The following is a 24,465-nucleotide window of genomic DNA, read 5'->3' as shown; positions in this document are numbered from 1 at the left end:
GGGACGGGTCTGTGAAAAAACCGGCGTGGACTTCGGGGATCTGGGTGGGGAGCCATCTGCTGGCGGTTCTCGCCGGGTGGGGGCTGTGGACGGTGGCGGGGGACCGTGTGGTCGCCGCAGCGGGGGATGGCGGGCGTTCGCTGAAATTCCGCAGCCACGAACGCGCCGCTCGTCCGCCCGGTGGGACCGCGAACGAGATCCTTGACCGCATCGCCGCTGGAAAGACGAAACTCCCCGCGAAGATGAAGCGGGCGGAAGCGTTCCAACTCCGCCTGGTGCAAGCGGAGGAGCTGAAGAAACGCGCTGCCGCAGTGCCGGTGGCCGGAGATCCCGCCGCGGCGGCCTCGGAAAAGCTGGAAGCTCATCTCGCGAAAGTCCGCACCGGCCAATCCATCACCCCGGAGGAGGCACAGGAACTGGAGGTGCGCCTGCTCCACTGGATGGACGCCGACCCGAAGGCGGCGCTCACCTGGTTCGCAGGGAAGTCAAAGGAAGACCTTGGCGAGATGGTGGCCTATCTCCGTAATTCGCTCGATGTGATGGTCCCCGGCGCGGGCATCGTGGAAGCTGGGAAATGGATCGGCGTGAACTCGCGGTTGGATACGGAGCTCACGCGCAGCATCGCGGACCATGCCGGTGCCGCTGCGGATCTCAGCCAGCTTGCCGGGTTGAAAGCCGGGATCGACCAGCAGCAGTGGAACAACATCCGGCTTTCCCTGATCGACACCTGGCCGATGTCACGGGCGGACGATCTTTTCGGCTTGGCGGAGGGGGAACGCGCGCCGCTCACCGTGCTACTTTATGCGAAGCAGCAGGGAAAGGAAGGCATGGCATGGTTGCAGCGGCACCTGGCCTCTGCTGGGACGGACCCCGCTTTCCAAGGCAGCTTGCTGAAGCATCACGACTACCACGCGCTTATGTATCTCAGTCCGGACTACGACTTCGGGAAACGGGTGGAAGTGGTCGCCGGGTTCCAGCCGGGCTTGCCCGAGGAGCAGATCCGGCTGGAGCTGGGCGGCCGGGACGTCGTGACGGCCCTGGACGCGGGGCGGGACTGGCGGTTCGCCTTCCGCCACGGGACGGCCACGGCGGAGGAAATCTACCGGGAAATGGCGAAAGCTCTGCCGGAACTGGCGGCGAAGTCTCCGGAGTCCCTGAAGCTCCAGCTTTTCAAGGAACTCTCGGAGTTCGGCGGGCCGAAGGCGACCAGCCTGCTGGACGGTCTGCCTGCGGACAAGAAGTGGGAAATGGTGATGAAGGCCCCGCAGTGGCAGTTCGTGGAGGGGAACCCCCAGGATTTCCATGACTTCATCCGCACCATCCCGGCGGACACCGGGAACCCGGCGCTCTGGGACACGCGGCTGCGCGTCTGGGAGGACAAGACCCAGAGATACCGCGAGCGGCTGGGAGCCACGCAATATGACGAGTGGGTGGGCAGCCTGCCGGAAGGCATCGACCGCGAAATGGCGTCCTTCGCGCTGGTGAAGCGGATGCGATCCGGGAACCCGGAACTGAAGGAGAGGCTCATCAGCCAGATCAAGGACCCGAAGCTCAAGCAGATGATGGAGGTGGGCCAATGAGAACGTGGCAACGCAAGGCGCTGACCCATGCCGCGTGCCTGGGCATCGGGCTGGTGGCAGCCGTTTCGTTGAAACAGGCGGCGTCCAGCGGCGATCACGATACCCCGGCAGACGGCGGAACTTCCGCGCATGGTGGGAAAGGGTATGCCATCCCCGACCGGCCCGGCAGACCGGTAGGAGCAGGGACGCTTTCAAAGGGAGCCACGGAGACAAAGGCGTCTGGCAGCAATGATTTCCGCGGAGCGTGGGACGCTATCGCCTCGCGTGACCTCACCGTCAGCCAGCGGCTGGAAATGCAGATCGGCGTGCTGCGGGAGTGGTCCATGGTGGACATGGAGGGAGCCATGCGCGCGGCTCTGGACAATGCCTGGGACGGTGGCACGCAGAAGGGCGGTATCAGCCCATTGATGGTGGCGTTTGATGAAGCTTTCCAAGCCAGGCCGATGGACGCGTGGGATCTTTTCCAGTCCGGAAAGCTGGGGCTGGGCACGGCGCTTTTTCGCAGGCAGTGGATCGAAAGTGCGTCAAAGACGGAACCGGTCTTCGTCGTTTCCGTGGCCCACCGGATTCCATTTCCCCACTCCATGACGGCGGTGCAGAGCGCGATGCGGACGGCAGGTGGAAACCCGGAACTCAAGGAGCAGGTGGTGCGAAAGCTCATCATGATGCCGGATCAATCCGGCACGAACGGCCTGATCGCAGCCGCCTTCAACTCACTGCCTGCGGCGGAAGGAAATGCCGCCGAAGTGAGGGGGCGCCTGGCCGCCGCCACGGACGACCGCGCGAAGACGGTGTTGCTGCACGAATTCAGCGCCACCCTCCGTGATGCCGGAGCCGCCACCCTCGGCGCGGAGTGGGCGAAGCTGGATCCGGAGATGCGGAAGCGCGCGGCGGTTGCCTTTCTCAACGGGCCGCAGGGGACGAAGAACGCCCCCGCAGTGCTGGACATGCTCATGGCCACGGACCAGTGGGACCGGGTGGCCGGCGCGGGCCAGCAACTGGCCGACTACAGCCGCAATCTGCAGGATACGCGTCAGCTCGCGGAGTGGGGGATGAAGCTGCCGGACCGCCCGGAGGCGGACTACCTCTTCCGCCGCACGGTCGATCCGCTCATCAACCGGGACAATGCCGGAGCGAGGGCATGGATCGAATCATTGCCCGACCAGGATCCACGGAAGGACCGCGTGCTTTTCGCCTATACCCAGAATGCGATCTACGCCCGCAATGACGAGGCGCTCTTCCAATGGGCCGTCGAACGCATGACCGACCCGGAGGCAAAAGCCGCCGCCCAGCGCTCCTACGACAGTTGGGCAAAGAATCAAGGCTTGGGAGGGAAGTGAGGGGAGCCGCTGGGAGCGCCGGTCTTCAGACCGGCACCTTGCTTCCGCCCGGGTCGGCACACTCCTCCCCACGCCGCCGCGCTCACCGGTCCATCAGCGCGAACTTCAGCTCCGCTTCGGAGACGACCTCGCCGTTCACAAGGCAGCGGCACTTCGTCTGGCCGATCGCACCGCGGATCTTCATGATGTCGCTCTCGATGACCACCGTGTCGCCGGGCATCACCGGGCGGCGCCATTTCACGCTGTCCGCGCTCATGAAGTAGCCGATCTTGCCGGCGTTCTCCGGCTTGCGGAGCATGAGGATGGAGGAAACCTGGGCCATCGCCTCCAGTTGGAGCACGCCGGGCATGATCGGGTGGCCCGGGAAGTGGCCTTGGAAAAACGGCTCGTTGATGGTGACATTCTTGATCGCCACACACTTGTTCTCCTCGAAGTCCACCACGCGGTCCACCATCAGGAAAGGATAGCGGTGAGGCAGGATGTTGAGCACCTCGTTGATGTCCAGGACGCTCTCCGCATCCGGGATGGTGACGGCGGTTGGCACCATGGAGCGCATGCGCGCGTATTCCGTCTTCAGCTTCGCGGCCATCTGCGTGTTCGGGCCGTGGCCCGGCTTCACGGCGATGACATGGCCGAGGATCCGCTTGCCGGAAAGCATGAGGTCGCCGATGAGGTCGAGCGCCTTGTGGCGGGCGAACTCGTTGTTGAAGCGGAGGGCTTCCTTGGACATCACCTCGTTGCCACGGATGACCACGGCGCTTTCGAGCGAGCCGCCCTTGATGAGGCCCTTTTCGAGCAGCGGCTTCACGTCCTCGTAATAGACGAAGGTCCGTGCGGCGCAGATTTCCTTCTCATAGGTCGCCGGGTTGATCTCGGTGGAGAAATATTGGGTGAAGCGGCCTTCCGGGCCGACGTTGGTCACGGAGACGCGGAACGTCTTGCTGGGGACGATGGTGATGAGCGTGCCGTCGCCGGTTTCCAGGTGGATCGGCTCGCGGATTTCCCAGATCTTGCGGAGGGCGTTCTGCGGGACGATGCCAGCCTTCTTGATCAACTCCACGAAAGGAAGTGACGAGCCGTCACCGATGGGTGGCTCGTTCGCGTCCATCTCGATGAGGGCGTTGTCCACGCCCATGCCGGTGAGGGCGGAGATCACGTGCTCCACGGTGTGGACCTTCACGGAGCCTTCCGCGAGGGTGGTGGCGCGCTCGACGGTCTGCACCTTGTCCACATCCGCGTTGATGAACGGCTGGTCCGGCAGGTCGATGCGGCGGAACTTGAAGCCATGGCCTTCCGGAGCGGGTTTCAGGGTGAGGGTGACTTTCTCCCCGGTGTGGAGGGAGGTTCCTTCGAGAGTGGCGGAGCCTGCGAGGGTATGCTGGACGGCGGCTGACATGAAGGGGCAGTTTGTGGCCCCACCAGCAATGTTCAAGCCGGAATAAGGGCGGAATCCCGGCCCCTTGGTGCCCCTCAGCCGCCAGTGATGTCCACCTGGGGGAAATGCTCCGCCTTCCAGTTATCGCCGCTTCCCGCCGCCGTGGCGTTCTTCAGGTTCACGATCCGGCGGACCGCCGCCCCGGAGGCGAAGTCGGGCTGGGTCACCAGCCAGTCCGCCGCCTCATCCGCGGAGTTGTTCCAGAGCCGGTAGAACACGTGGCCGAACGCGGCTGCCTTTCCCTCCGCAGTGGGGATGGAGTCGAAAAACTCGCGCGAATCCCCGCCTTGGTTGGCGAACCGGAACTCACCGTGCAGGCGCTCCATCATCCAGTTGTATTTCTCCGGATTCTCCTTCCACGCGCGGTCCGCCATCGACATCGCGCTCTGCAGGTCCGACGTGCCGATCCGGCCGATGTGGCTGTGCAGGGCGCTGTCATACAGTGCCGTTCCTTTCAGCGTCTCGATGAAAGCGGCGGCGGCCCCCAGGTCCGTCTCCGTCCATTTGTTCATCGCAACGTCGATGGCGAACTGCGTCTTCGTCTCCACGGGAAGGGAAGCGATGTGGCTGGCGCATCCCGCGGGGTCCACCTCCATCCATTTCCGGATCAGGATCTGCCACTCCAGCGACTTCTTAGCCTGCGGGTCGGAGGCATCCAGTGCGTTCAGGTAGGCCAGCGCGTTCTCCGCCGTCATTCCGTCCACCTCCCGCACCCACGCGGAAATGCGGTCGGAGGGGTTCTTCATACGAATGGTTTTGGCGATCCTCGCTTCGAGGGAAACCCGCCCGCTGCCGCCGTCATCCGCCTTGGATCTCCAACTGCTCATGGATCGTCCGGGCGTTCCCGCGTCCTCGTCCAGAGATGCCCAGGCTCCCTTCCTCTGGCGGTCCTTGCTTTCCGCCTCAACCTGCTTCTGGCGGCTGGCATTGATCGCGCCACTGAGTGCGAATCCACCGGCGAAGGCCACGGCCACCACCACCATCCACGGCCACGAACGGACCAATCCCGGCGCATTGCTCATCCTGCCAAGCTCTCCGGCAGGGCATGATGATTCAAGCGGAAACGTATCTTCAACCAGGTTGGCAGGGACCGCATTCCATGCGATCCGGCTGGGGATAGCCGGAAAGATCCCAAGATGGATTATCTAACTGGAAAACCCCATATGCCCTCCAGCGGACCCGTTGGCGGAAAGGAACCGGCAGGTGAGGGCGCGTATTCCCAGCCTGACGGTTCGGAGAACCGTCCCTGCCCTTTCACGACGAACTCACCTTCACCAGCAGCCCGCGCTTCTTCGCCGTGCGCAGGGAGAGGGAAAAAACAAATCCGGCCAGCGTCAGATAGAGCACGTTCAGGCCGAAGGCGACCGCCATCGACCGCCAGTCCGCGCCGCCATGGGTGAGGATGTGCCGCATGCCCTCGAACACATGGGACGGCGGCAGCGCGTGGGCCACCGGTTGCAGCCAGGAGGGCAGGGCGGAGACGGGATAGAACACCGCCGCCACCGGCTGGATCATGAACGGGATGGCCCAGGCCAGCGACTCCGCGCCATGTCCGTAGCGCAGGATCAACGCCGTCACCAGCACGCCCAGGCACCAGCCGAACAGCATCAGGTTCACGTAGAACAGCACCAGGCTCACCTCGAACTGGAACAGGTTGAAAGCATACGCCACCCGCGCGATGACGATCATCACCACCGTGGTCACGATAACCCGCAGCACGCCCACCACGCAGGTTGCCGCCAGATACTCCGTCATCCTCACCGGTGCGGCGAAGACGTTCAGCAGGTTCCGCGTCCACACATCCTCCAGAAAGGAGATGGCCACGCCCTGCTGGGAACGGAACAGAGCGTCCCACAGGATGATGCCGCCGATGAGGAAGGTGATCACTTTCGGGAAATTCCCGCCGCCTTGTCCCTGCAGGTAGCTGGTGAGGAAACCCCACACCAGGAGCTGGACGATGGGCCAGAAAAACAGCTCCACCAGCCGCACCGGATTGCGCGTGTAGAGCAGCACGTAGCGGGAGACCAGGGCGTAGATGATGTTCGGGTTCATGCCGGAGGATTCTCCGCGGGGTTCTCATGGCCGCGCGCCACCTTGATGAAGACGTTCTCCAGATCCTCCTCGTCGAAGTGCGCCACGATCTGTTCCGGCGTCCCCTCCGTGAGGATCTCGCCCTTGTGAAGGAAAAGCACCCGGTCACACACCTCCTCGATGTCGCGCATGTTGTGGGACGTGTAGAGGATGGCCGGGCTGCGCTCCTTCTGGATGCGGCGCACCAGCTTTCGCACCTTGTCGGCGATGTCCGGATCCAGCGAGGCGGTCGGCTCGTCCAGCATCAACAGGTCCGGATCGTTGAGCAGTGCCTTCGCCAGGTTCACACGGGTGGATTCACCGGCGCTCAGCCGTCCGGTGATGGAGTCCGCCAGCCGCGTGATCTCCAGCAGTTCCAGCAGCTCGTCCACCTTCTGGTTCGGCTTTGCCACCCCATAGAGCCGGGCGAAGATGCGGAGGTTGTGCTTCACCTTCAGGTTCGACGGCAAGGCGGCGTAAGTCGTGCAGAAATTCGTCCGCCGCAGGATATCCAACCGGTGCTTCGCGAAATTCTTCCCAAAGACATGGATGTTACCGGAGTCCGGGGTGATGAGGCCCAGCAGCATGCTCATCACCGTCGTCTTGCCCGCGCCGTTCACGCCCAGCAGGCCCACCACCTCGCCCGGATTCACCGTGAATGAAACATCCTTCACCGCCCTGAAATCGCCGAAGGATTTGGCGATGTGGCTGACTGCGAGGATGGGTTCCGGCATGTGGCCGATACTCTAACGGGGGATGGGAGCGGCGCAACGACGGAAGCGGGGGAGTTGTTCGTCCTGAATTCCTTGTTCCGTCTTGCGGGCGTTGGGCCGACCTGCGCACGATCAGGGATGCCAGACATCCACATCGCCGTCCCCGGAGAGGCCCAGCGCACCGTATCCGAGGGCGAAGCCCGGGAGATATCCTCCCGCAAAGGATGGCCGGCGGGAACGCTCTACTGGCAGGGCGGCATGGCTGACTGGCGCCCTGTCACCGAGTTGTCACCGGCCCAGGCGGAGTCGCAGCCGAACCCCTACGCCACACCCACGGTGGCGGAGACGGTCGCCGCCCCACAGTCCGGGGTGTTCGCTTTCGTAAAAGATCCACGTGGCATCACAACGGTGCTGATCGTCCTGCTGGGCCTCAGCCTTCTCGTCGATGCGATCGTAATGCTGCTCGATTTCTCCCAGCATGTGATGCTGTCACGCCAGTTCACCGAAGCGGAAGCGACGGCCAATGACTCCAGGCAGAGCATGGGCGGGATCGCTGCTCTCATCATCTACATCGCCACGATCATCTGCTTCTGCATGTGGGTCCACCGGGCGAACAGGAACTCGCGCGGCTTCGGGGCACAGGGCATGCAGTTCACCCCGGGGTGGGCGGTCGGGTGGTACTTCATCCCCTTCGCCAACCTGGTGAAGCCTTGCCAGTCCATGGCGGAGATATGGAAAGTCAGCGGAGATCCCATCGGCTGGACGCATCGCAAGGCCGGACCGGTGGTGGGCATCTGGTGGACACTGTGGCTGCTGAGCAACATTTCCTCCAATATCTCCTCCCGGCTCGGGTTGGCTGCCGAAACCATTGATCAGATCAAGACATCCACCATTGCTTCCCTGATCTCCAACGGATTTGGTGTCGCCTCTGCGGTTGCCGCCATCATTTTGGTTCTCAATGTATATCGCCGCCAGGCCGCGCTGGTCAGTGGCAGCCAGGCCACGGGTGATACCGTGTGAGCCCGTCCGCTTCATCGCTTTTTCACGTTCACCGCATCATCCCTTCACCCGGGTGATGGCGGAGTGGTGTCCGTGAACGCACCGTATCCTTTCCCCCGCACCTCCGCTCCCCGCCACGCGCCGCCGCCGCCGGGCACATCGTGGAAATCCCGCGCATTCACCATCACCGCGCTGCTGCCGGTGCCGCTGATCTTCATCCTGTATGGCATCGACGGGCTGATCCTTCCGGCCATCATCCTCGGCGGGCATTCGTGCCTCGCCTTCGCCGCCGCGGCCATCGCCGGGATCTTCCTCTGCTTTGCCGCCCGTGAACGTCGGGAACCCTGCCGCGGCCTGTTGTCGATCACGCTGATGGGGAATGTGGCATGTGCCGCGCTGGCGTTCTGTTTCATGTTCCGCCTGCATGAGATCCGCGAGGAACCGGTTCCGCGAGGACCCTCCGTTCTCAGGACTGCGGGTCACTGGTCCGGCAGGCCGGAATAGATCATTTCTGTTTGCTCCCGAGCATTCTCCGGATGACCCCACTGTCCAACACGTAGCCGATTGCCACCAACAGGGAGAAAAGCAGGAAGCATGCCCCCACGGTCCATTTGATCCACTGGGGGCCATCGTCCATCCACTCGCGGGGGACGATTTCAAAGGAGGCGATTCCACCAATGATGAAAATGGCAGCGAGCAGGAAGATCAGAATCCTGGCTGCAGTTTTCATGGTCGCATCATCGTGAAAAGGCGCTGTGGAATGCAAGGGGTGTGTTTCCATCGCCTGTGCGGCCGGATACCTCCGGTGAACAAAAAAAGAGACCGGCGTTTCGGCCGGTCTCTTGGAAAGATGGAAGGAGAGCTTACTTGTGGAGGATTTTCGCCACGGATGGGGCGCGGAGGCGGTGGGACTCCGGCACGCCGTTGCCCAGCAGCGGACGGCAGTAGGCGTGGAAGGCCTGGGTGACGCCGTTGCCTTCCTCGTTGATGAACTCGTCCGGCATGTGCTTGGTCTTGCCCGCGACATTCTTGATGTCCACCAGCTTGTAGTCCACGCTGTAGTCGAGCACTGGGCGCTTGATGGCGACGGAACCATCGACGTCGTCCCACATGGCGAACTGGACGGCCTTTTCACCCACCTCGCGGGCTTCGCGGGCGTCGCGGTCGGAGACCACGCCCATGAAGGAACGCTGGAGGTAGCCGAAGGTATCGGACCGGACGCGCTTGATGCCGAGTCCCTTGCGGATCTCATTGGAAAGCAGGTCGCCGAGGGCGCCTGTGCCGGAAAGCTGGATGTTGCCGTGGGCGTCGCGCTCCTCGTGGCCGAGCAGCTTGGTGATCATGGCGGTGCCGGAAGCGTCGGAGATGCCTTCGGAAACGGCGATGGTGACCAAGCCGTGCTCCTTGTAGACGCGGTCCACATCGGCGAGGAACTTGTCAGTGTCGAATGCGCGCTCCGGCAGGTAGATGAGGTGCGGGCCGTCATCCACATACTTGCGGGCAAGGGCGGAGGAAGCGGTGAGGAAGCCTGCGTGGCGGCCCATCACGACGCCGATGTAGACGCCGCGCAGCGCGCGGTTGTCCAGGTTCACGCCCTGGAACGCCTGGCTGACGAAGCGTGCGGCGGAGCCGAAGCCCGGGCAGTGGTCGTTTTCCTCAAGGTCGTTGTCGATCGTCTTCGGGATGTGGATCGCACGGAGATCGTAGTTGGCGGCCTTCGCCTGCTCGTTGACGATGCGCACGGTGTCGGACGAATCGTTGCCGCCGACGTAGAAGAAATAGCGGATGTCGTGGGCCTGCATCACCTTGAACATGCGGGCGCAATATTCCTCGTCCGGCTTGTCGCGGGTGGAGAGGAGGCCGGAGGATGGGGTGCCGGCGACTTGCTCGAGATTGTGGGTCGTTTCGCGGGTCAGATCGACGAAATCCTCATCGATGATGCCGCGCACACCGTGGACGGCTCCGTAGATGGAGGTCACCTGGCTGAATTTGCGGGCTTCGAGGGCGACGCCGACGACGCTCTGGTTGATGACAGGGGTTGGGCCGCCGCCTTGCGCGACGAGAACTTTTCCTACTAAGCGACTCATGGGGCCGCGAAAATGGGGGAACCGGTGTCAGATGCAAGCCCTGATGCGGGGCGGAATCGGAGAAATTTCCGGCTGATGAAGAATGGAGGTTTCAACCACAGATGAACGCAGATAAACACAGATAAAGATAAATTCCCGTGATTTCAGGAAAGCATCAGGATGCCGCAGATGATCCCTGCGACGCAAAGCGCCTTTGCCCGGAACTGCTTCTCCTTGAAGCCGATGATACCGATTAGCAGGGAAATGACCACCGCCCCGCGGCGCACCGGAGAGATCACGGAGATGAGGGCATCCGGTTGCGCGACGGCGGTGAAATAAAGGATGTCAGCCGCCAGCAGCGAAAGGCCGATGGCAGGGATGGCCCAGTGCCAGTGGAACGGCGGGCCTTTTTTCCGGAAGAACCAGATGACGACGGCGGGCAGCAGGATCAGACCCATGTCCACGCTGAACCATGCCTGGACGGTGGAGGGGGAAAGTCCCGCGTTCTGCAGCAAGAACTTGTCGTACAGCGCGGACGCCGCCCCCAGCAGCATGGAACCCACCATCCACCACACTCCTCGGTCCCGGTGGAAATGGATGCCCTCCCTCCGCCCCACCAGGGAGAAAGCGAAGAATGAAACCAGGATGACCGCCACCCCGCTCCACTGGCGGCCACTGGGTGACTCATGGTAGATCAGCACGGCGAACAGCACCGTCCACAGCGGCGCGCTTGCGCGGATGGGACCCGCCACGGACATGGGCAGCCGCTTGATGCCATTGAATCCGCAGATCCATGACGTCACCACCAGCGCCGCCTTTGCCAGGATCATCAGGTGCTCCCGGGCGGACAGGCCATCCACCCGGAAGAAAGGGGAGGGCAGGGTGGCGGGGGCGACAGCGGACCACACCATGAAAGGCAGCCACACCGCCGCGCCGGTGCAGATGCTCAGGAACAGTACCGGCAGCACCGCGTTGTCCTGAACGGCCAGCTTCTTGAAGAGATCATAGACGCCCAGCAGGAGCGCGGACAGGATGCTGAGGTAGAGCCAGGACACGGGGAACGGTCCCTCCATCGCCCGGATCCGCTCCGCGATCCAGTGTCATTTCCTCCGAAATTGCCGGGAGGGGATGCCTCCGGCCAAAGTCGGAGCCGGAGCTGCCCGGACAGCGAGTGGATACCCCGAATTTAGACCACAGTCGCATTGCCAGCAGGGCAAAAGCACCTAACATTCTGCCTGAAATGACCCCATTGACCGATCTCCTCGTTTCCGCGGCAGCGGAAGGCAAGCTTCTGGAATCCGCCCGCACCAACATCGAGAACCTGCTGAATGGTAGCACCGGGGAGGTCGCGCAGAAGTCGGTGGAGGAACTGGTTTATTCCGGAAGCTGGGACGAGCTGAACGACCGCTTTTTCAAAACGCTGGCCTTCGGCACCGGCGGTCTGCGCGGCCGCACCATCGGCCGGAAGATCACCGCGGCGGAGCAGGGCGTGGGCGGTCCGGATGGACGTCCCCAGTATCCGTGCGTGGGTACAGCGACGATGAACTATTTCAACGTGAACCGCGCTGTCCGCGGACTCATCGCCTACACGAAGGGTTTCGTGGGACCGGACCGCAGGCCGCTGATCGTCTTCGCCCATGACACGCGCCATTTCTCCCACGAGTTCGCGGAGTATTGCGCCAAGGTCTGCGCGGACCTCGGCTGCGATGCCTATCTCTTCGAAGGGCCGCGCTCCACGCCGCAGCTTTCCTTTACCGTGCGCGAGCTCGGTGCGGATGCGGGCGTGGTGCTCACCGCCAGCCACAACCCTCCCCACGACAACGGCTTCAAGGCCTACTTCAACGCCGGCGCGCAGATCGTGGATCCGCATGCAACGGGCATCATCAACGAAGTCAACGCCGTCACCAGCGAGCACTACTCCCCGGTGGATGAGGCGGAGCGCGGGACCGTCACCATCCTCGGCATCGACATGGATGAGCGTTACAAGGCGCGGCTGAAAACCCTGCTGCTGAAGCCATCGCTTCTGGAAAATGGCTCGGCGAAGGTGGTGTTGACGAACCTCCACGGCACTGGCGGCCACATCGTCGTGCCGATGCTGCGGGACTTCGGCTTCGGCGTGGAAACCGTGCCGGAGCAGGATGTGCAGGACGGACGTTTCCCGACCGTGGAGTCCCCGAATCCGGAAAACGCTCCCGCTTTGAAGATGGGTATCGACCTCGCGGAGGCCACCGGTGCTGAGATCGTCATCGGCACGGATCCGGACGCGGACCGGATGGGCGTTGCCGTGCGCGACCGGGAAGGGAAGATGGTGCTGCTGACCGGCAACCAGATCGGCTCGCTGATGGCATGGTATCGTCTCAAGACCGCGTTCGAGATCGGCTGGCTCACCCCCTCGAACCGCACCCGTGCGGTGCTGGTGAAAACCTTCGTAACCACGGAGCTGCAGCACGCCATCGCGGATGGCTTCGGCGTCAGCATCGTCGATACCCTGACGGGCTTCAAATATATCGCCGAGAAGTTGAGGAAATACGAGGACGCCATCCCGGCGGATAAGAAGGGCGCCGGCTACCGCACGCTCAGCGAGGAACAGACGCGCGCGCTGCGGCTGGAATACTCCCGCTTCTTCGTCTTCGGCGGGGAGGAAAGCTACGGCTACCTCGGCTCCGACGCGATCCGCGACAAGGACGCGAACGGCGCTGCCGTCATGTTCGCCGAGGTCGCCGCCTATGCGAAGTCCGTCGGCAAGACGCTGCCGGAGCTGATGGATGACATCTACTCCGAGTTCGGTTATCACTTGGAAATCGGCAAGTCCCTCACGCTGGAGGGTGCGGATGGAGCGGCGAAGATCCAGTCACTGGCGAACTCCTACGCCAGCAATCCGCCGGAAGTGGTGGACGGCTCGCCGGTCCTGCGAGTGCGGGATTTCTCGAAACAGGATCTCTATGACCAAGAAGGCGACCTGATCCCGAAGGAAAAGATGCTCTTCGTGGATCTGGAGGATGGCCGTTCGTTCGCGGTGCGCCCATCTGGCACGGAGCCGAAGATCAAGTTCTACCTCTTCGGCAAAGCCGCTCCCGGCGGTGATCTGGACGTGGCCAAGCAGGCGGTCGGCGACGGCCTCGCCGGTCTCTGGAAATGGATCGAGGCGGACGCCGCGACGCGGGGCTGATCCTGCACTCTACGGAAGCGCGGTCCCCTGCGGGTGGGACCGCGTTTTTGTTGTAATGGATCATCTTTTCTGATAGTGCGCGGGTATGAAACCCATCGCGCGTTTTGATTCACCGGAGGAGGCCTACCTGTTCCGTTCTTTCCTGGCGTCCCGTGGTATCGGCGCGGCGGTGCTGGATGAATACGTGTCGCAGCTTTTCTGGAACTACCGCTTCGCCACCGGCGGAGTGCGTGTCATTCTCGAGGATGATGGCGATCGTGAGGATGCCGAGATCCTGAAGGAGGAATACCTGGCGGCACTCTCTCCGGAACCGGAGGAGGAAGTGATCGGCTGGCCCGTGGTCGCGGTGCTGTCGCTGGTGATGGGCGTGCCGATGCCGATTTTCGGGAAACGTTCCGCTGGCCGGAAGGACAAAGTCGCCTGAGTAAGGAGGGTGGACACTCTTGTCCACCGGCTGCAATGGCGAGCCAAGGAGGAGAAGCTTTCAGTGTTCAGTTTTCAGGGAAGAAAAGAAAGCTGATCGCGAATCTAGCGAATCTTAAAGAGATTTATTCTTCACTTCGCGCCCTTTGCGACTTTGCGGTTGATTCTATGTGATTCGCCAATGCCGCCGGTGGACAAGAGTGTCCACCCTCCTTACTCCCCCTTACGCCCCCCGTTTCGCCAGCGCCTCGAACACCGGTCCCGGCACGTAGCGTTTCACCGTATCCTCCCAGCCGACCGGGCCGGTGAGGGACTTGATCATGCTGGAGGAAACCTCCGCGATGTCGCGCGGAGGCATCAGGAACACGGTGGTGATGTCCGGGGCCATGTCCGCGTTGAGGTGCTTCATCACCCGCTCGTATTCGTAGTCGTGTGAGGAGCGGATGCCGCGGATGATGTACTTCGCGTCCATCTTCTTCGCGTAGTCCACCAGATAACGGTTGTCGAAATGCTCGATGGAAAGCCGCTCATGCGGCGGGATGGAGGCACGCAGCAGCTCGATGCGATGGGGGACCGTGAAGGTGTAGGTCTTCGACGGGTTCTCACCGATGGCGACGATGAGTCGGTCGAAGAGTTCAAGCCCACGTTCGATCATCCACAGATGGCCGTTGGTGGGGGGATCAAAGGAACCGGCATAGACGGCGGTGCGCATGGGGGAAGAGTGGGATGCGGGATTCAGGATGCAAGATTCAAGATGGGGTGAGGGATGCGAGCCTGGCGGTTCCCATGGGGCGAATTCAACCCGCATCTTTCGTCTGGAAAGATCACGGTGATATGGATGTTATGGTCCGTCCTGCTTCGTGCCGCTGGAACGCTGGAGAGTAGATGAGTGAGATCCCACATGACAGAGTCTTGAAATCCGAGGCGGTCAGGTTTCTGCCGGTCATGCTGGCGTGCAGCCTGATCGGAGGCATTCTCGTCTGGTCCGTCGCCCGTTCCCACATCGGACCTGGGGTGAGCTTTTGGCCGTATTTCAAGGATGGCCTCATCCTCGGGGTGCTGGCAGGTGCCGTGGCAGCGATATTCCGGTCACCTGCGACAAAGATCATCATGGGGCTGTTGCTTCTGGCAGCCTGCGGATTCCTCTACCACTTCCTCGTCATTGCCATGATGGGCGTGTGAGCGTCCGGGCATGTCGGATACTGCATCCTGAAACCTGTATCTCTTCAGACGGTTCCCTGGTTCAGGGCATGGACGATTTCACCGGAAGGCGAGCCATATTGGTAGGAAGACCGGAGCGTTTCCGTGAGGTAGTCCTTCGCTGCGGCGACGGCGGCGGGCAGGTCATCCCCGAGGGCGAGGCGGGCGGCGATGGCGGCGGAAAGGGTGCAGCCGGTGCCATGGGAGCCGGGGACGTCGAGCCGCGGGGTGGAGAAACGATGGACCTTCCCGTTCTCAATCAGGAGGTCGAGGCAGTCCGGGGAATCGAGGTGACCGCCTTTCAGCAGGACGTTCGTCCGGTAGAGGATGGCCAGTTTGCGCGCGGCGGGTTCCAGGGACGCGGCGTCCGGGATCTTTTCACCCAGCAGGGTTTCAGCCTCCGGCAGGTTGGGCGTGATCACGCGGGCCAACGGGAAAAGCTGTTCCTTGTAGGCGGTGACGGCGGTGGGATCGAGGAGGGTGTCGCCGGTGGAGGCGATCATCACGGGATCCACCACCAGCGCGGCGGGCGTCCGTTGGCTGAAAATGCGGGTCATCGCCTCGATGTAGGGCGTGGACAGCAGCATGCCGGTCTTCAGCGCCGCGATGGGAAAGGCGTCGAACATCAGCTCCACCTGGTCGGTCACAATGTCCAGCGGGACAGGATGGACGGCGCGGACGATGTTCGCCGTTTCCGAGACGATGCAGGTCACCGCGGTGAGGCCGTGGACGTGGAAGTGCTGGAATGTCTTCAGATCTGCCTGGATGCCCGCTCCGGAAGAACAGTCGGATCCGGCGATGGTGAGGGCGACAGGCGGCGTGGGCATGCGCGGATTGAGAACGGAGCCGGGAGGCCGGGCAATGATGAAAGAATGAGGGCGCAGGTCATGGCGTTTCCAATGTGGCGGCGATCATTGGTCGCCGTCTCCGCAAAGATAGACGGCGACCGGTGATCGCCGCCACGATTCGTGCTTGGCAGGGTGCCGCCCGGGCGGAAGCATCCGTCCATGGCAGGTGCGATCCGCGAATTCGAAGGCCTACGGGTGAAGGTGGACGATGTCGTCTATATGCCCAGTCTGGATGCGCCCACGGACAAGCCGCATCCCTTCGTCTATTTCATATCAATCCATAATGATTCTCCGGTTCCCGTGACTATCAAGGGACGCAAATGGGTGGTGAAAGAGAGCAGCGGTGAGGTCGTGGTGGTGGAGGGGGATGGCGTGGTCGGGCAGAAGCCGGTCATCCAGCCGGGAGATCATTTCTCCTACAACAGCTACCACGTCGTGGCCGGGAACGCGGAGGCGGCGGGAGCTTTCTTCGGCGAAACGGCGACCGGAGAGTGGGTTTTCACGCGCATTCCGGAGTTCCAACTCGTTGTCCCCGGATGGGTCTGAAAACCGGGGTGGCACGGTCGCCTCGGCGGGAAATCAAAGAAAAAGACGACTTTAGGCTTGCGCTGCCTGGGGGGTAGGGATATTTCCCGCGTCCCGAATTCTCAATTATGGCAAAGAAAAGTTGGATCGCACGCAACGAGCGCAAAGCAGCAACCGTCAAGAAGTACGCTGAACTCCGCTTGAAACTCAAGAAGGAGAAGGATTATGTCGGACTGTCGATGCTGCCTCGCAATGCGAGCCCGACCCGCCTGGTGAACCGTTGTGAGATCACCGGCCGCCGCCGCGCTTTCCTCCGCCGCTTCCGTCTCTCCCGGATCACTTTCCGTGAACTTGCCTCCGCAGGCATGATTCCCGGTGTGACCAAGTCGAGCTGGTAAGCTGGCACGGGATACGCTATTTTCCGACGCGGAATGGAAATTTCCCATTCCGCGTCTCTTTTATGCCAATATACGAATACGTCTCCGAAGCCTCCGAAGATCCCGAGCATTCGTGCCGAATCTGCGCCAAAGGCTTTGAGTTGAGACGACCGGTGGACCGGGCTCCGTTGGAGGTTTGCCCGCTCTGCAAGAACCCGGTCAAGAAGGTGATTTCCCGTGTGAATTCACCGGTGGTTTCGAAGCCTATGTCGGTGACCGATGCCAAAAAGGCCGGCTTCACGATCCTCCAGAAGCGCGATCAGGGCGTTTACGAGAAACTCTGACCTCGTAATGCGATGATCGACCTCATTTCCCATTTCCAGTTCCTCGCCAGCGTCGCGCCGGAACCCGCCACCGAGTTCCCATCCACGGGCAAGGCGATGCTCTACATCGCGGGGATCGTTTTCTTCCTGCTGCTGAACGCGTTCTTCGTCGCGTCCGAGTTCGCGATCGTGAAGGTCCGCCCCAGCCAGCTCGAAGGCGAACTGAAGGACAATCCGGTGAAGGCCGCGACGGCCCTGAAGGTGGTCAACAACCTCGACGGCTATCTTTCCGCCAACCAGCTCGGCATCACCATCGCCTCGCTGGCACTCGGTTTCCTCGGTGAGCCGTTCGTCGCGGCGATGGTTTCACCGCTGCTGATGCAGACGGGCATGTCCGTGTGGTGGGTGAAAGGCATTTCCTTCGCCTTGGCCATCATCTCGTTCACGTTCCTCCACGTGGTCATCGGCGAACTGATGCCGAAGTCCATCGCCATCAGCCGTTCGGTCGGTGTGACGATGAACCTCGCAGCGCCGCTGCATGCTTTCTACAAGACCGCTCACTGGGCCATCCTGGTGCTGAACGGTACCGCCAACTGGCTGCTGAAAAAGCTCTTCAACATCGAGCCAATCAGTGAGGGGGACCACACGCACTCCGCGGAAGAGCTGGCCCTGCTGGTCGCCCAGAGCGAGAAATCCCAGGAGGTCACCGAGACCGAGCGCGAGATCCTCATCAATGCCCTCGGCCTGAACGAACTCTGGGTGCGTGACGTGATGACGCCGCGGAACAAGGTCATTGTCCTGGATGCGGATTCCCCGTTCTCGGATGCGCTCGATACTGCGATGCGGAGCAAGCACACGCGCTTCCCGCTGGTGAAGGGGCACCTCGACCAGGCGGTGGGCTTGATCCACATCAAGGATCTGTTCAAGGCGATGCGTGAACCGGATCCGAGCCTGACCCGCATCAAGCGCGACCTGAAGATCGTCCCGGACACCATGCCGCTGGACATGCTGCTAAAGTTCTTCCTTAAGGAACACGCGCACCTCGCGCTGGTGGTGGATGAGTTCGGCACGCCCGCCGGCATCGTTTTCCTCGACAACGTGATCGAAGAACTCGTCGGGGAGATCCAGGACGAGTTCGACAACGACCGCTCCCAGTTCAGCCGCATCAATGATGACGAATTCATCGTCGAAGGCTCGATGACGCTCAACGACCTCGAGGGCTACGTCGAAGAGCTGTATCTGGAGAGTGGGGAAGTCACCACGGTGGGCGGCTACCTGACGCAGCAGCTCGGCCGGTTCCCGGAAGTGGGCGAAACCGTCGAGGTGCTCGGCTACGAGGCGAAAGTCACCAGCACGGATGGACGCCGTGTGGGACAGGTCCATTTCCGCAAGCTGCCGGAGCCGAGCGCGGAGTCCTCCGTTACGGTTGAAGATTCATCCGCCGCCTGATTTCCTCCGGGGATGCGGATCGATATCGTCACGCTTTTCCCCGAGGTTGCTCTCGCACCGCTGAGCGACTCGATCATCCAGCGGGCCCGCGCGGCGGGTCTGGTGGAGGTGCATGCGCATCAACTGCGGGACTGGTCCGTGGACAAGCACAAGCGGGTGGACGACACCCTTTGCGGCGGTGGCCAGGGCATGTTGTTGAAGCCGGAGCCGCTGTTCGCGGCGGTGGAGGCGCTGAAACGTGAGGACACGCTGGTGGTGCTGATGACGCCGCAGGGCAGGCCATTCAGGCAGGCTGTGGCGCAGGAACTTTCAAGGACATCCCATCTGCTGATCCTTTGCGGCCACTACGAAGGGGTGGATCACCGGGTGATCGACGCCCTTGTTGATGTCGAGCTTTCCATCGGTGACTACGTGCTTACCAACGGAGCAATCGCCGCCGCCGTGGTGTGTGATGCGGTGATCCGCCTGCTCCCCGGGGCGCTGGGGGATGAACGCTCCCATGTGGAGGAGTCCTTTTCCGATCCGAATCTGCTGGAGGCACCATCCTACACCCGGCCCATTGAGTTCCGCGGCATGCGGGTGCCGGATGTCCTCATCTCCGGCCACCATGGCAACATCCTGGCGTGGAAAAAGGAAAAGGCGCTGGAGCGCACAAAAGCCAACCGGCCGGATCTGCTGTAAGGAGGGAGGACACTCCTGTCCTCCGGCTGCAATGGCGAAGAAGGATAGATTCACCGCACAGACGCAAAGCAGCGCAAAGAGGGAATCGGGCTCTTCGACAACCGAAGCATTCATGGAGACACGCAGTCAGCCTTTTGATCAACTGGTAGGGGTGGAGGGATTTGAACCCTCGGCCCGGCCCTTATAAAGAACCCGCTCTAACCACTGAGCTACACCCCCGGATATGATGCGCGGAGCATCATATTCGGAGGAGGTGATGGGCATCGGAGATCACGTGGAGATCCAATCAGAAGGATCGCTTCCGGTCAAGGTGATGGAGGGGCGCACTCCGCTGCGCCCATTTGGTAAGGCCGAACGATATTGAGGGAGCAACAGAGTCAGACAGGCAGGAATCCGCGTTCCACTGCCACTCTCACTTGATCTTCATGAGCTCTTCGGGACTCCACGCATCGGTATGGTTGGCGGTCGCCTTGCGCACGGTGGTGACTTCCTCCGGTTCCACAGGCGTGGCGGTGTGCCCCCATTCCCGCCGGAGGTAGGTGAGGAGAGAGGCGAGCTGCACATCGTCCAGCGCCGCTCCCATGGGCGGCATGTCGCCGGTGTGGACCTTGCCCAGCACCGTGATGGGGCCGCGCACACCATGGAGGACAATGCGGATGGGGCGGCCGGCTGGCCCCAGCACCCATTCGGAATCGAGAAGCGGCGGGGCAAGTCCTTCCAGACCTCGGCCGTTCGTTTGGTGGCACGCGGCGCAGACGGCAGCGTAGAGTTGCCTGCCCGCCTCGAAGCGTGACTGCTGCTCCGTTGTCAACGGTTCCGGCTTCAGGGCGGCGGTGACACCCGCTTTCCCGGGCCAGACGATGACATTGGCGAGCGCGGTGGTTTTTGGCTTGGTCGCAGGGTGTTCCATCAGTGCCTTCCAGCCAGCAGGCTCCGCCGCCAATTCCAGTGGCCTGCGGGATGAACCGGAAACGGGAAGCAGGCCGTCCAACAGTGCCACCGCCCGTTTGGTATGTCCGCCCTGAAGGGCCTCCGCCGCAAGTTCCGCGACCTTGCCGCAGTGTTCCGGCTGGCGGGACCCCATCACCCCGCGTGCGAGTTGGGTGAACATGCGGTGGCTGGCTGGCAGATCTTCCTGCCAAGCGGGGAGGGATGAGAGCTTGGCCAGGAACTGGAACTCCCTGTTCTCCAACCCGCTCAGGAAGGCATCCAGCAGGTGCTTGTTCTCCGGGTGGTTCCGGACCGCTTCCGCGAGCTGCAGGTCCAGTTCCGGATTCCGGAGTTCTCCCAACGAAAGAACCGCCTGAAGCATCGCTTCCGGAGGACCTCCGGTGGCTGCCTTCACCACCAGTGGCAGCAGGCGTGTGTCTTTGCCTTCCTTGATGAATGGTTCCGAGAGCCGGATGGCATGTACCAGCAGGACCGGATCCTCACTGCCAAGTGCTGGGGCAAGCGTGTCCGCATCCAGTGCACCGCCGCCCAGTCCCTCAAGCGTGCAGAGGGCGTGGACGCGGCCCATGATGGTGCCGTCAACGGCCAGTTTTCGCAGCGCGGGGATTTGATCCGTCCCACCCTGTGTCACCAGATGGCGTTGGGCTTCCTCCCGCCACCAATGATTCGGATGGGAGAGCCGCGCCAACCATTCGCCGCCCGCCGGAGTGGTGATGCGGCGCGGAATCGGGGACGCCGGGCTTTCCGGGACGATGCGATAGATGCGTCCGAGATTGAGGTGTTTGTCCAACTGGCGGTCCAGGATCTGGTTGCGGAGATAGCTGGTGAGGGAGATGCGGTGCTGAAGGATGCCCCGGTAGAAATCCGCGATGTAAAGCGCGCCGTCCGGGCCGGTGGTCACGCTCACCGGGCGGAACCGTTCGTCGGTGGAGGTGAGGAACTCGTCGGAGGAATAGGCGTTGGCGGCGCTGACCGCACCGTTGGCATGGGACATCGTGCTGCGGCGGACGAAATTTCCCGCCGGTTCAGGGATGAAGTAGTTGCCCTTCAGGTCGGGCAGCAGGTCGCCATCATAGATCCAGTTACCACCCGCGGCGGTGAATTCCTTGAGTCTGCCATTCCGCAGCATCTCAGGCCGGTAGCCGCGGTTGATGCCGGGATTCACCCGGGCGGGCCAAACGAATTGGTCGGCGGCGGCATTCACGTTCGTTCCGGAAAGGGCGGGATAGTTCGTGTTTCTGGAAAGATAGTGGGAAGGGATGAGATCCACGCGCACGTGGTCGCTGTTCGAGCAGTGGTAGAGCCTTCCGTAGGCATCCTGGGTGAGACCCCATTGGCCGCGGAAGCTGGTGGGCTCCATCCTCCACTGGCCGCCCGGGGTGAAACGGAACTTCCGCGTGTAGGCGGAGCTGTAGATCCAGTTGTCATGGCCCCACAGCAGGCTGTTGGGCGCGCGCTCCGGATTCGCCAGATGGGGGCGTTTCGGATCGACCTTCACCCCATAGTCACCGGCCACGGTTTCGCGCTTGTCAGCTTTGCCGTCCCCATCCGTATCACGGAGGAACTCCAGCAAGGGAGGGGTACCCACCAGGATGCCGTCCGCCACCGGCAGGATGGCCCGGGGCATGACCAGACCGTCCGCGAACACCCTGGAATCTTCGAAAAAACCATCCCCATCGCCATCCGTCAGGACCACGACACGACCGGTGGGCAGATCCTCACCGTTGCCGTCCACGTCAGGCATGTAGCCGCGCATTTCCGCCACCCACATGCGGCCATCCGGCGTGAACGCCACCGCCACCGGCTCCTGCACCTGGGGCTCGGATGCGGCCAGCTCCACCCGGTAACCCGGCGCGATCTTCAGCGACTTCAGCGCATCCTGTGGGGAGAGCGGCGGGGCGGGCGGGATCTGGTCGGCCGGGACCAATGACTTCTGGATCTCGCCGACCTTGTCCTGCGCGTCGCCGATCTGTGCGGAACAGATGGGGGAGAAGATGGCGCAGAGCGGCAGCAGGGCCAGCTTGGGGGAACATGGGATCTGGGAAAGCATGGCGGAACGTAAGGGTTGGATATGACGCCGATACCAGCCCGTTCAATCATGTCTTCCAGCGGAAGCACCGGACGACGGAAGAACATCGAAGAATGCTTCCGAAAGATAAGCAGACCCACTGAAGGTCTCCGGTGGCTCACTTCCCGAATCTCACCACGCGCACCTTGTGCGTCTCGCTGTCGCCGATATAGAGATCGCCGTTTGCGGGATCGATGCCGATGCCGTGCAGCCGGGCCATGCGGCACTTCAGTGGGTCCGGGGAGTCCGGGCCGTCGCCTTTCTTGCCGTCTCCGGCGATGAGTTCCAGCGTGGCGGGGGAGTTGTTGAGGTTGATGGCACGGACGGTGTGTGACTCCGTGTCCGCCAGATAGATCATCTTTCCATCCGGAGAAATGGCGACGCCCTTCGGTCCGGAAAGCGTGGCTTCCTTCGCGGGGCCGCCGTTGCCGGTGAAACCGGACTTGCCGGTGCCAGCGACATGCTCCAGATGCAGTGAGTTCGCATCGATGCGGTAGACGGCGTTACCCTCGCGGAGGGCCAGCCAGAGATCACCGTTCGGGGCGATGTCGAGGGCACGCGGTCCCTTGAGCGGTACCTCCGGACCGACCTTCGCCCCGTCCGGAGTGGCGTCCTTTTTGCCGTTGCCGCACCAGGTGGAGATGGTGCCGGTCTTCATGTCCACGGCGCGGATGCGGTTGTTGGAGATGTCGCAGATCAGGAGGTTCGCGAAGTCCTTGTCGAACTGGATGGAGTGCGGCTGGTTCATCTGCGCCTTGTCAGCGGGACCGCCATCCCCGGAGAAGCCCGCCTTGCCGGTGCCGGCGATGGTGGTGACCTTCCCGGATTTCGCATCCATCTTCCGGACGATGTGGTTCAGGCGCTCCACCCAGAAGAGATTCCCCTCCCGGTCGAAGCGGACTTCATAAGGTTCATTGAGCGTTGCCTTGTCCGCCGGGCCGCCATCTCCCGTGTAGCCCTTTTGCCCGGTGCCCACCACCGTGCTGATCTTTCCATCCTTGTGGGAAATGCGGCGGATCACGTGGTTGTTCGTGTCTGTGAACCAGATGTCCTTGTCCGGGCCCACGATGACGCCGAACGGCTGGTTCAGCGTCGCGCTTTTCGCGGAGGCACCGTCACCATCATAGCCCTCCCTGCCGTTTCCGGCGACGGTTTCGATGGTGGCGGCGGGAAGGAAGGTGGTGAGGAGAAGGGAGAGGAAGATGGATTTCACGCCGGATGGATCAGGGAGGTTGGCAGAGCGGAAGGAGAGGGAAAGATTTCAGCCGGACTTGTCAGGATCTGCGGGATCGCCGGATGAGGAGGGCGATGCCGGAGAAGGCGAGCAGGGCGGAGCTGGGTTCGGGGATGACATCCGCGAGGGTGGTGCCCAGACGGATTTCATCGAGCTGGATGTTATTGCCAACGTTGACGATCTGGAGGAAGTCACCCGACTCGATCTGGTCGGTGGATTTGACAGCGTCGGTGTTGGTGGCTTTTGCCGCATATTGCCCGGCTGTGGCATCTGTCAGATAGGTCTCCGCACCGAGGGGGGATTCCATCATGGTCTGGAACTGGGCCGAGGTGAGCGCCCATACTGTGGCGGTGCCGCTGCCCGAAGTTCCCGCCACGTTGGTAAAGGAACTGATCATGATGTAGGTGGTATTGGTCGCGAGTGGAGCATCGGTGGAATCCCCGATGGCCGTCAGGCTGCCGGTGTTGTAATCGGTGCCAATCACGTTGCTGGTTCCGGTGCGGGTGTCGGCGAAGGTACGGAAGCGTACGACATCCGACCCTCCAGCGGTGTCACCGATGCGGACTTCGAAGCCGGAGCTGCTCGAAGTGCTGTGGTTTCCGTTGAAGCGGATGAGGTGGCTCATCCAGATGGTGCCGGAGAGGGATGACCCCAAGGCAAGCGTGGAGCCGAGGACGACAGTGCCACCCGTGTTGACGTAAGAGCCGCCGCTGGTGGGTAGAAGACTGTTGAAACTGAGGCTGTTGGCGTTGATGTTGCCGGCGCTTAAGGAGGCCGTGTTCCCTCCCCAGGTGCCCGAGAAACCGATGGTCGAGCTGCTGACCAGCTGGCCGTTGAGGAAGCCGGATGTGCTGTATCCTTCGAAGCCTTCGTAGAGCAGAAGCGCCGCCCGGGTCTCGGAAAGCGAGCAGGCAAGGGGCAGAAGCGAGAGCAGATATCGCCGGAAGAGTTGAGATTTCATGGGTTTTAATCTCTTTATCGACCGGCGTGGGGAGTGGCAAGGCTCCGGGTATG

Annotated in this window: 24 protein-coding genes and 1 tRNA gene; 12 read left to right on the top strand and 13 right to left on the bottom strand. The window is 62.4% G+C overall.

Annotation, left to right across the window (positions count from 1 at the left end):
* The first annotated feature begins 11 nt into the window (after positions 1 to 11).
* Entirely contained in the window at positions 12 to 1,580 is a 1,569-nt protein-coding gene (locus KF712_16930; GenBank protein MBX3742672.1) for a hypothetical protein, read from the top strand.
* On the top strand, positions 1,577 to 2,920 hold the full coding sequence (locus KF712_16925) for a hypothetical protein (GenBank protein ID MBX3742671.1): 1,344 nt from the start codon (positions 1,577 to 1,579) through the stop codon (positions 2,918 to 2,920). The genes KF712_16930 and KF712_16925 overlap by 4 nt, the downstream gene beginning before the upstream one ends.
* Before the next feature lie 82 nt (positions 2,921 to 3,002).
* Here the strand turns inward: KF712_16925 and KF712_16920 are convergent, their stop codons facing one another.
* The 4 genes from KF712_16920 to KF712_16905 form a co-directional block, all read right to left on the bottom strand.
* Entirely contained in the window at positions 3,003 to 4,316 is a 1,314-nt protein-coding gene (locus tag KF712_16920) for a bifunctional UDP-3-O-[3-hydroxymyristoyl] N-acetylglucosamine deacetylase/3-hydroxyacyl-ACP dehydratase (GenBank protein ID MBX3742670.1), read from the bottom strand.
* A gap of 74 nt (positions 4,317 to 4,390) precedes the next feature.
* Positions 4,391 to 5,377, bottom strand: a complete 987-nt coding sequence (locus KF712_16915) for a hypothetical protein (protein MBX3742669.1) — start codon at positions 5,375 to 5,377, stop codon at positions 4,391 to 4,393.
* A gap of 232 nt (positions 5,378 to 5,609) precedes the next feature.
* The gene (locus tag KF712_16910) at positions 5,610 to 6,407 is read right to left on the bottom strand and encodes an ABC transporter permease (GenBank protein ID MBX3742668.1); all 798 of its coding nucleotides are present in this window, start codon (positions 6,405 to 6,407) and stop codon (positions 5,610 to 5,612) included.
* Complete coding sequence (locus KF712_16905; GenBank protein ID MBX3742667.1) at positions 6,404 to 7,159, bottom strand: ABC transporter ATP-binding protein; 756 nt, start codon at positions 7,157 to 7,159, stop codon at positions 6,404 to 6,406. The genes KF712_16910 and KF712_16905 overlap by 4 nt, the downstream gene beginning before the upstream one ends.
* 117 nt (positions 7,160 to 7,276) lie before the next feature.
* Between KF712_16905 and KF712_16900 the strand changes: the two genes are divergently transcribed.
* Both KF712_16900 and KF712_16895 read left to right on the top strand, forming a co-directional pair.
* The gene (locus tag KF712_16900; GenBank protein MBX3742666.1) at positions 7,277 to 8,158 is read left to right on the top strand and encodes a DUF4328 domain-containing protein; all 882 of its coding nucleotides are present in this window, start codon (positions 7,277 to 7,279) and stop codon (positions 8,156 to 8,158) included.
* A gap of 72 nt (positions 8,159 to 8,230) precedes the next feature.
* Positions 8,231 to 8,641: a hypothetical protein gene (locus KF712_16895; GenBank protein MBX3742665.1), complete on the top strand. Its 411-nt coding sequence runs from the start codon at positions 8,231 to 8,233 to the stop codon at positions 8,639 to 8,641.
* Position 8,642: 1 nt separating this feature from the next.
* Here the strand turns inward: KF712_16895 and KF712_16890 are convergent, their stop codons facing one another.
* The 3 genes from KF712_16890 to KF712_16880 all read right to left on the bottom strand — a co-directional run bounded on the left by KF712_16890 (position 8,643) and on the right by KF712_16880 (position 11,258).
* Positions 8,643 to 8,867 (bottom strand): hypothetical protein, encoded by a 225-nt coding sequence (locus KF712_16890; GenBank protein ID MBX3742664.1) that lies wholly within the window; start codon positions 8,865 to 8,867, stop codon positions 8,643 to 8,645.
* A gap of 133 nt (positions 8,868 to 9,000) precedes the next feature.
* Positions 9,001 to 10,224, bottom strand: coding sequence for a 6-phosphofructokinase (locus KF712_16885; protein ID MBX3742663.1), 1,224 nt, complete (start codon positions 10,222 to 10,224; stop codon positions 9,001 to 9,003).
* Positions 10,225 to 10,367: 143 nt separating this feature from the next.
* On the bottom strand, positions 10,368 to 11,258 hold the full coding sequence (locus tag KF712_16880) for a DMT family transporter (GenBank protein ID MBX3742662.1): 891 nt from the start codon (positions 11,256 to 11,258) through the stop codon (positions 10,368 to 10,370).
* 185 nt (positions 11,259 to 11,443) lie between these two features.
* Here KF712_16880 and KF712_16875 point away from each other — a divergent pair, with 185 nt between their 5' ends.
* Together KF712_16875 and KF712_16870 are read left to right on the top strand one after the other, a co-directional pair.
* Entirely contained in the window at positions 11,444 to 13,372 is a 1,929-nt protein-coding gene (locus tag KF712_16875; GenBank protein MBX3742661.1) for a phospho-sugar mutase, read from the top strand.
* Between the two features lie 85 nt (positions 13,373 to 13,457).
* On the top strand, positions 13,458 to 13,796 hold the full coding sequence (locus KF712_16870) for a hypothetical protein (GenBank protein MBX3742660.1): 339 nt from the start codon (positions 13,458 to 13,460) through the stop codon (positions 13,794 to 13,796).
* Positions 13,797 to 14,018: 222 nt separating this feature from the next.
* On the opposite strand, the gene coaD is transcribed toward KF712_16870, so the two are convergent.
* Positions 14,019 to 14,507, bottom strand: coding sequence for a pantetheine-phosphate adenylyltransferase (gene coaD, locus KF712_16865; GenBank protein ID MBX3742659.1), 489 nt, complete (start codon positions 14,505 to 14,507; stop codon positions 14,019 to 14,021).
* Between the two features lie 200 nt (positions 14,508 to 14,707).
* Between coaD and KF712_16860 the strand changes: the two genes are divergently transcribed.
* Positions 14,708 to 14,977, top strand: a complete 270-nt coding sequence (locus tag KF712_16860; GenBank protein ID MBX3742658.1) for a hypothetical protein — start codon at positions 14,708 to 14,710, stop codon at positions 14,975 to 14,977.
* Between the two features lie 44 nt (positions 14,978 to 15,021).
* Here the strand turns inward: KF712_16860 and thiD are convergent, their stop codons facing one another.
* Complete coding sequence (gene thiD, locus KF712_16855) at positions 15,022 to 15,822, bottom strand: bifunctional hydroxymethylpyrimidine kinase/phosphomethylpyrimidine kinase (protein ID MBX3742657.1); 801 nt, start codon at positions 15,820 to 15,822, stop codon at positions 15,022 to 15,024.
* A 180-nt stretch (positions 15,823 to 16,002) separates the two neighbouring features.
* On the opposite strand from thiD, the gene KF712_16850 reads away from it, so the two are divergent.
* The 5 genes from KF712_16850 to trmD all read left to right on the top strand — a co-directional run bounded on the left by KF712_16850 (position 16,003) and on the right by trmD (position 19,198).
* Positions 16,003 to 16,389 carry an ApaG domain gene (locus tag KF712_16850; protein ID MBX3742656.1) on the top strand — a complete coding sequence of 129 codons (387 nt, stop codon included), beginning with the start codon at positions 16,003 to 16,005 and terminating at the stop codon, positions 16,387 to 16,389.
* A gap of 107 nt (positions 16,390 to 16,496) precedes the next feature.
* Positions 16,497 to 16,766 carry a 30S ribosomal protein S14 gene (gene rpsN, locus KF712_16845; GenBank protein MBX3742655.1) on the top strand — a complete coding sequence of 90 codons (270 nt, stop codon included), beginning with the start codon at positions 16,497 to 16,499 and terminating at the stop codon, positions 16,764 to 16,766.
* Positions 16,767 to 16,828: 62 nt separating this feature from the next.
* A complete protein-coding gene (locus KF712_16840) occupies positions 16,829 to 17,089 on the top strand; it encodes a zinc ribbon domain-containing protein (GenBank protein MBX3742654.1) in 261 nt (86 codons plus the stop codon).
* A 12-nt stretch (positions 17,090 to 17,101) separates the two neighbouring features.
* Positions 17,102 to 18,517 carry an HlyC/CorC family transporter gene (locus KF712_16835; protein ID MBX3742653.1) on the top strand — a complete coding sequence of 472 codons (1,416 nt, stop codon included), beginning with the start codon at positions 17,102 to 17,104 and terminating at the stop codon, positions 18,515 to 18,517.
* A 12-nt stretch (positions 18,518 to 18,529) separates the two neighbouring features.
* Positions 18,530 to 19,198, top strand: a complete 669-nt coding sequence (gene trmD, locus KF712_16830; GenBank protein ID MBX3742652.1) for a tRNA (guanosine(37)-N1)-methyltransferase TrmD — start codon at positions 18,530 to 18,532, stop codon at positions 19,196 to 19,198.
* Between the two features lie 143 nt (positions 19,199 to 19,341).
* Here the strand turns inward: trmD and KF712_16825 are convergent.
* The 4 genes from KF712_16825 to KF712_16810 form a co-directional block, all read right to left on the bottom strand.
* A tRNA-Ile gene (locus KF712_16825) sits at positions 19,342 to 19,417 on the bottom strand.
* 193 nt (positions 19,418 to 19,610) lie between these two features.
* Entirely contained in the window at positions 19,611 to 22,199 is a 2,589-nt protein-coding gene (locus tag KF712_16820) for a c-type cytochrome (GenBank protein MBX3742651.1), read from the bottom strand.
* Positions 22,200 to 22,335: 136 nt separating this feature from the next.
* Positions 22,336 to 23,430 (bottom strand): hypothetical protein, encoded by a 1,095-nt coding sequence (locus KF712_16815; GenBank protein MBX3742650.1) that lies wholly within the window; start codon positions 23,428 to 23,430, stop codon positions 22,336 to 22,338.
* 61 nt (positions 23,431 to 23,491) lie between these two features.
* Positions 23,492 to 24,412, bottom strand: a complete 921-nt coding sequence (locus tag KF712_16810; protein ID MBX3742649.1) for a hypothetical protein — start codon at positions 24,410 to 24,412, stop codon at positions 23,492 to 23,494.
* Positions 24,413 to 24,465: the final 53 nt, after the last annotated feature.

Source organism: Akkermansiaceae bacterium, assembly GCA_019634595.1.
In the GTDB taxonomy this organism is placed as follows: Bacteria; Verrucomicrobiota; Verrucomicrobiia; order Verrucomicrobiales; family Akkermansiaceae; genus Luteolibacter.
The sequence above is the reverse complement of the archived record's forward strand: the minus strand, read 5'-3'. Positions and strand labels throughout refer to the sequence as shown.

Coding starts and splice junctions, on each gene's coding strand:
- coaD (MBX3742659.1), bottom strand. CDS start 14,507: ATGCGCACCGCCGTCTATGCCGGTTCCTTTGATCCCCCCACCAACGGC.
- trmD (MBX3742652.1), top strand. CDS start 18,530: ATGCGGATCGATATCGTCACGCTTTTCCCCGAGGTTGCTCTCGCACCG.
- KF712_16875 (MBX3742661.1), top strand. CDS start 11,444: ATGACCCCATTGACCGATCTCCTCGTTTCCGCGGCAGCGGAAGGCAAG.
- KF712_16905 (MBX3742667.1), bottom strand. CDS start 7,159: ATGCCGGAACCCATCCTCGCAGTCAGCCACATCGCCAAATCCTTCGGC.
- KF712_16835 (MBX3742653.1), top strand. CDS start 17,102: ATGATCGACCTCATTTCCCATTTCCAGTTCCTCGCCAGCGTCGCGCCG.
- KF712_16900 (MBX3742666.1), top strand. CDS start 7,277: ATGCCAGACATCCACATCGCCGTCCCCGGAGAGGCCCAGCGCACCGTA.
- rpsN (MBX3742655.1), top strand. CDS start 16,497: ATGGCAAAGAAAAGTTGGATCGCACGCAACGAGCGCAAAGCAGCAACC.
- KF712_16885 (MBX3742663.1), bottom strand. CDS start 10,224: ATGAGTCGCTTAGTAGGAAAAGTTCTCGTCGCGCAAGGCGGCGGCCCA.
- KF712_16840 (MBX3742654.1), top strand. CDS start 16,829: ATGCCAATATACGAATACGTCTCCGAAGCCTCCGAAGATCCCGAGCAT.
- KF712_16925 (MBX3742671.1), top strand. CDS start 1,577: ATGAGAACGTGGCAACGCAAGGCGCTGACCCATGCCGCGTGCCTGGGC.
- thiD (MBX3742657.1), bottom strand. CDS start 15,822: ATGCCCACGCCGCCTGTCGCCCTCACCATCGCCGGATCCGACTGTTCT.
- KF712_16915 (MBX3742669.1), bottom strand. CDS start 5,377: ATGAGCAATGCGCCGGGATTGGTCCGTTCGTGGCCGTGGATGGTGGTG.
- KF712_16920 (MBX3742670.1), bottom strand. CDS start 4,316: ATGTCAGCCGCCGTCCAGCATACCCTCGCAGGCTCCGCCACTCTCGAA.
- KF712_16890 (MBX3742664.1), bottom strand. CDS start 8,867: ATGAAAACTGCAGCCAGGATTCTGATCTTCCTGCTCGCTGCCATTTTC.
- KF712_16810 (MBX3742649.1), bottom strand. CDS start 24,412: ATGAAATCTCAACTCTTCCGGCGATATCTGCTCTCGCTTCTGCCCCTT.
- KF712_16820 (MBX3742651.1), bottom strand. CDS start 22,199: ATGCTTTCCCAGATCCCATGTTCCCCCAAGCTGGCCCTGCTGCCGCTC.
- KF712_16850 (MBX3742656.1), top strand. CDS start 16,003: ATGGCAGGTGCGATCCGCGAATTCGAAGGCCTACGGGTGAAGGTGGAC.
- KF712_16910 (MBX3742668.1), bottom strand. CDS start 6,407: ATGAACCCGAACATCATCTACGCCCTGGTCTCCCGCTACGTGCTGCTC.
- KF712_16870 (MBX3742660.1), top strand. CDS start 13,458: ATGAAACCCATCGCGCGTTTTGATTCACCGGAGGAGGCCTACCTGTTC.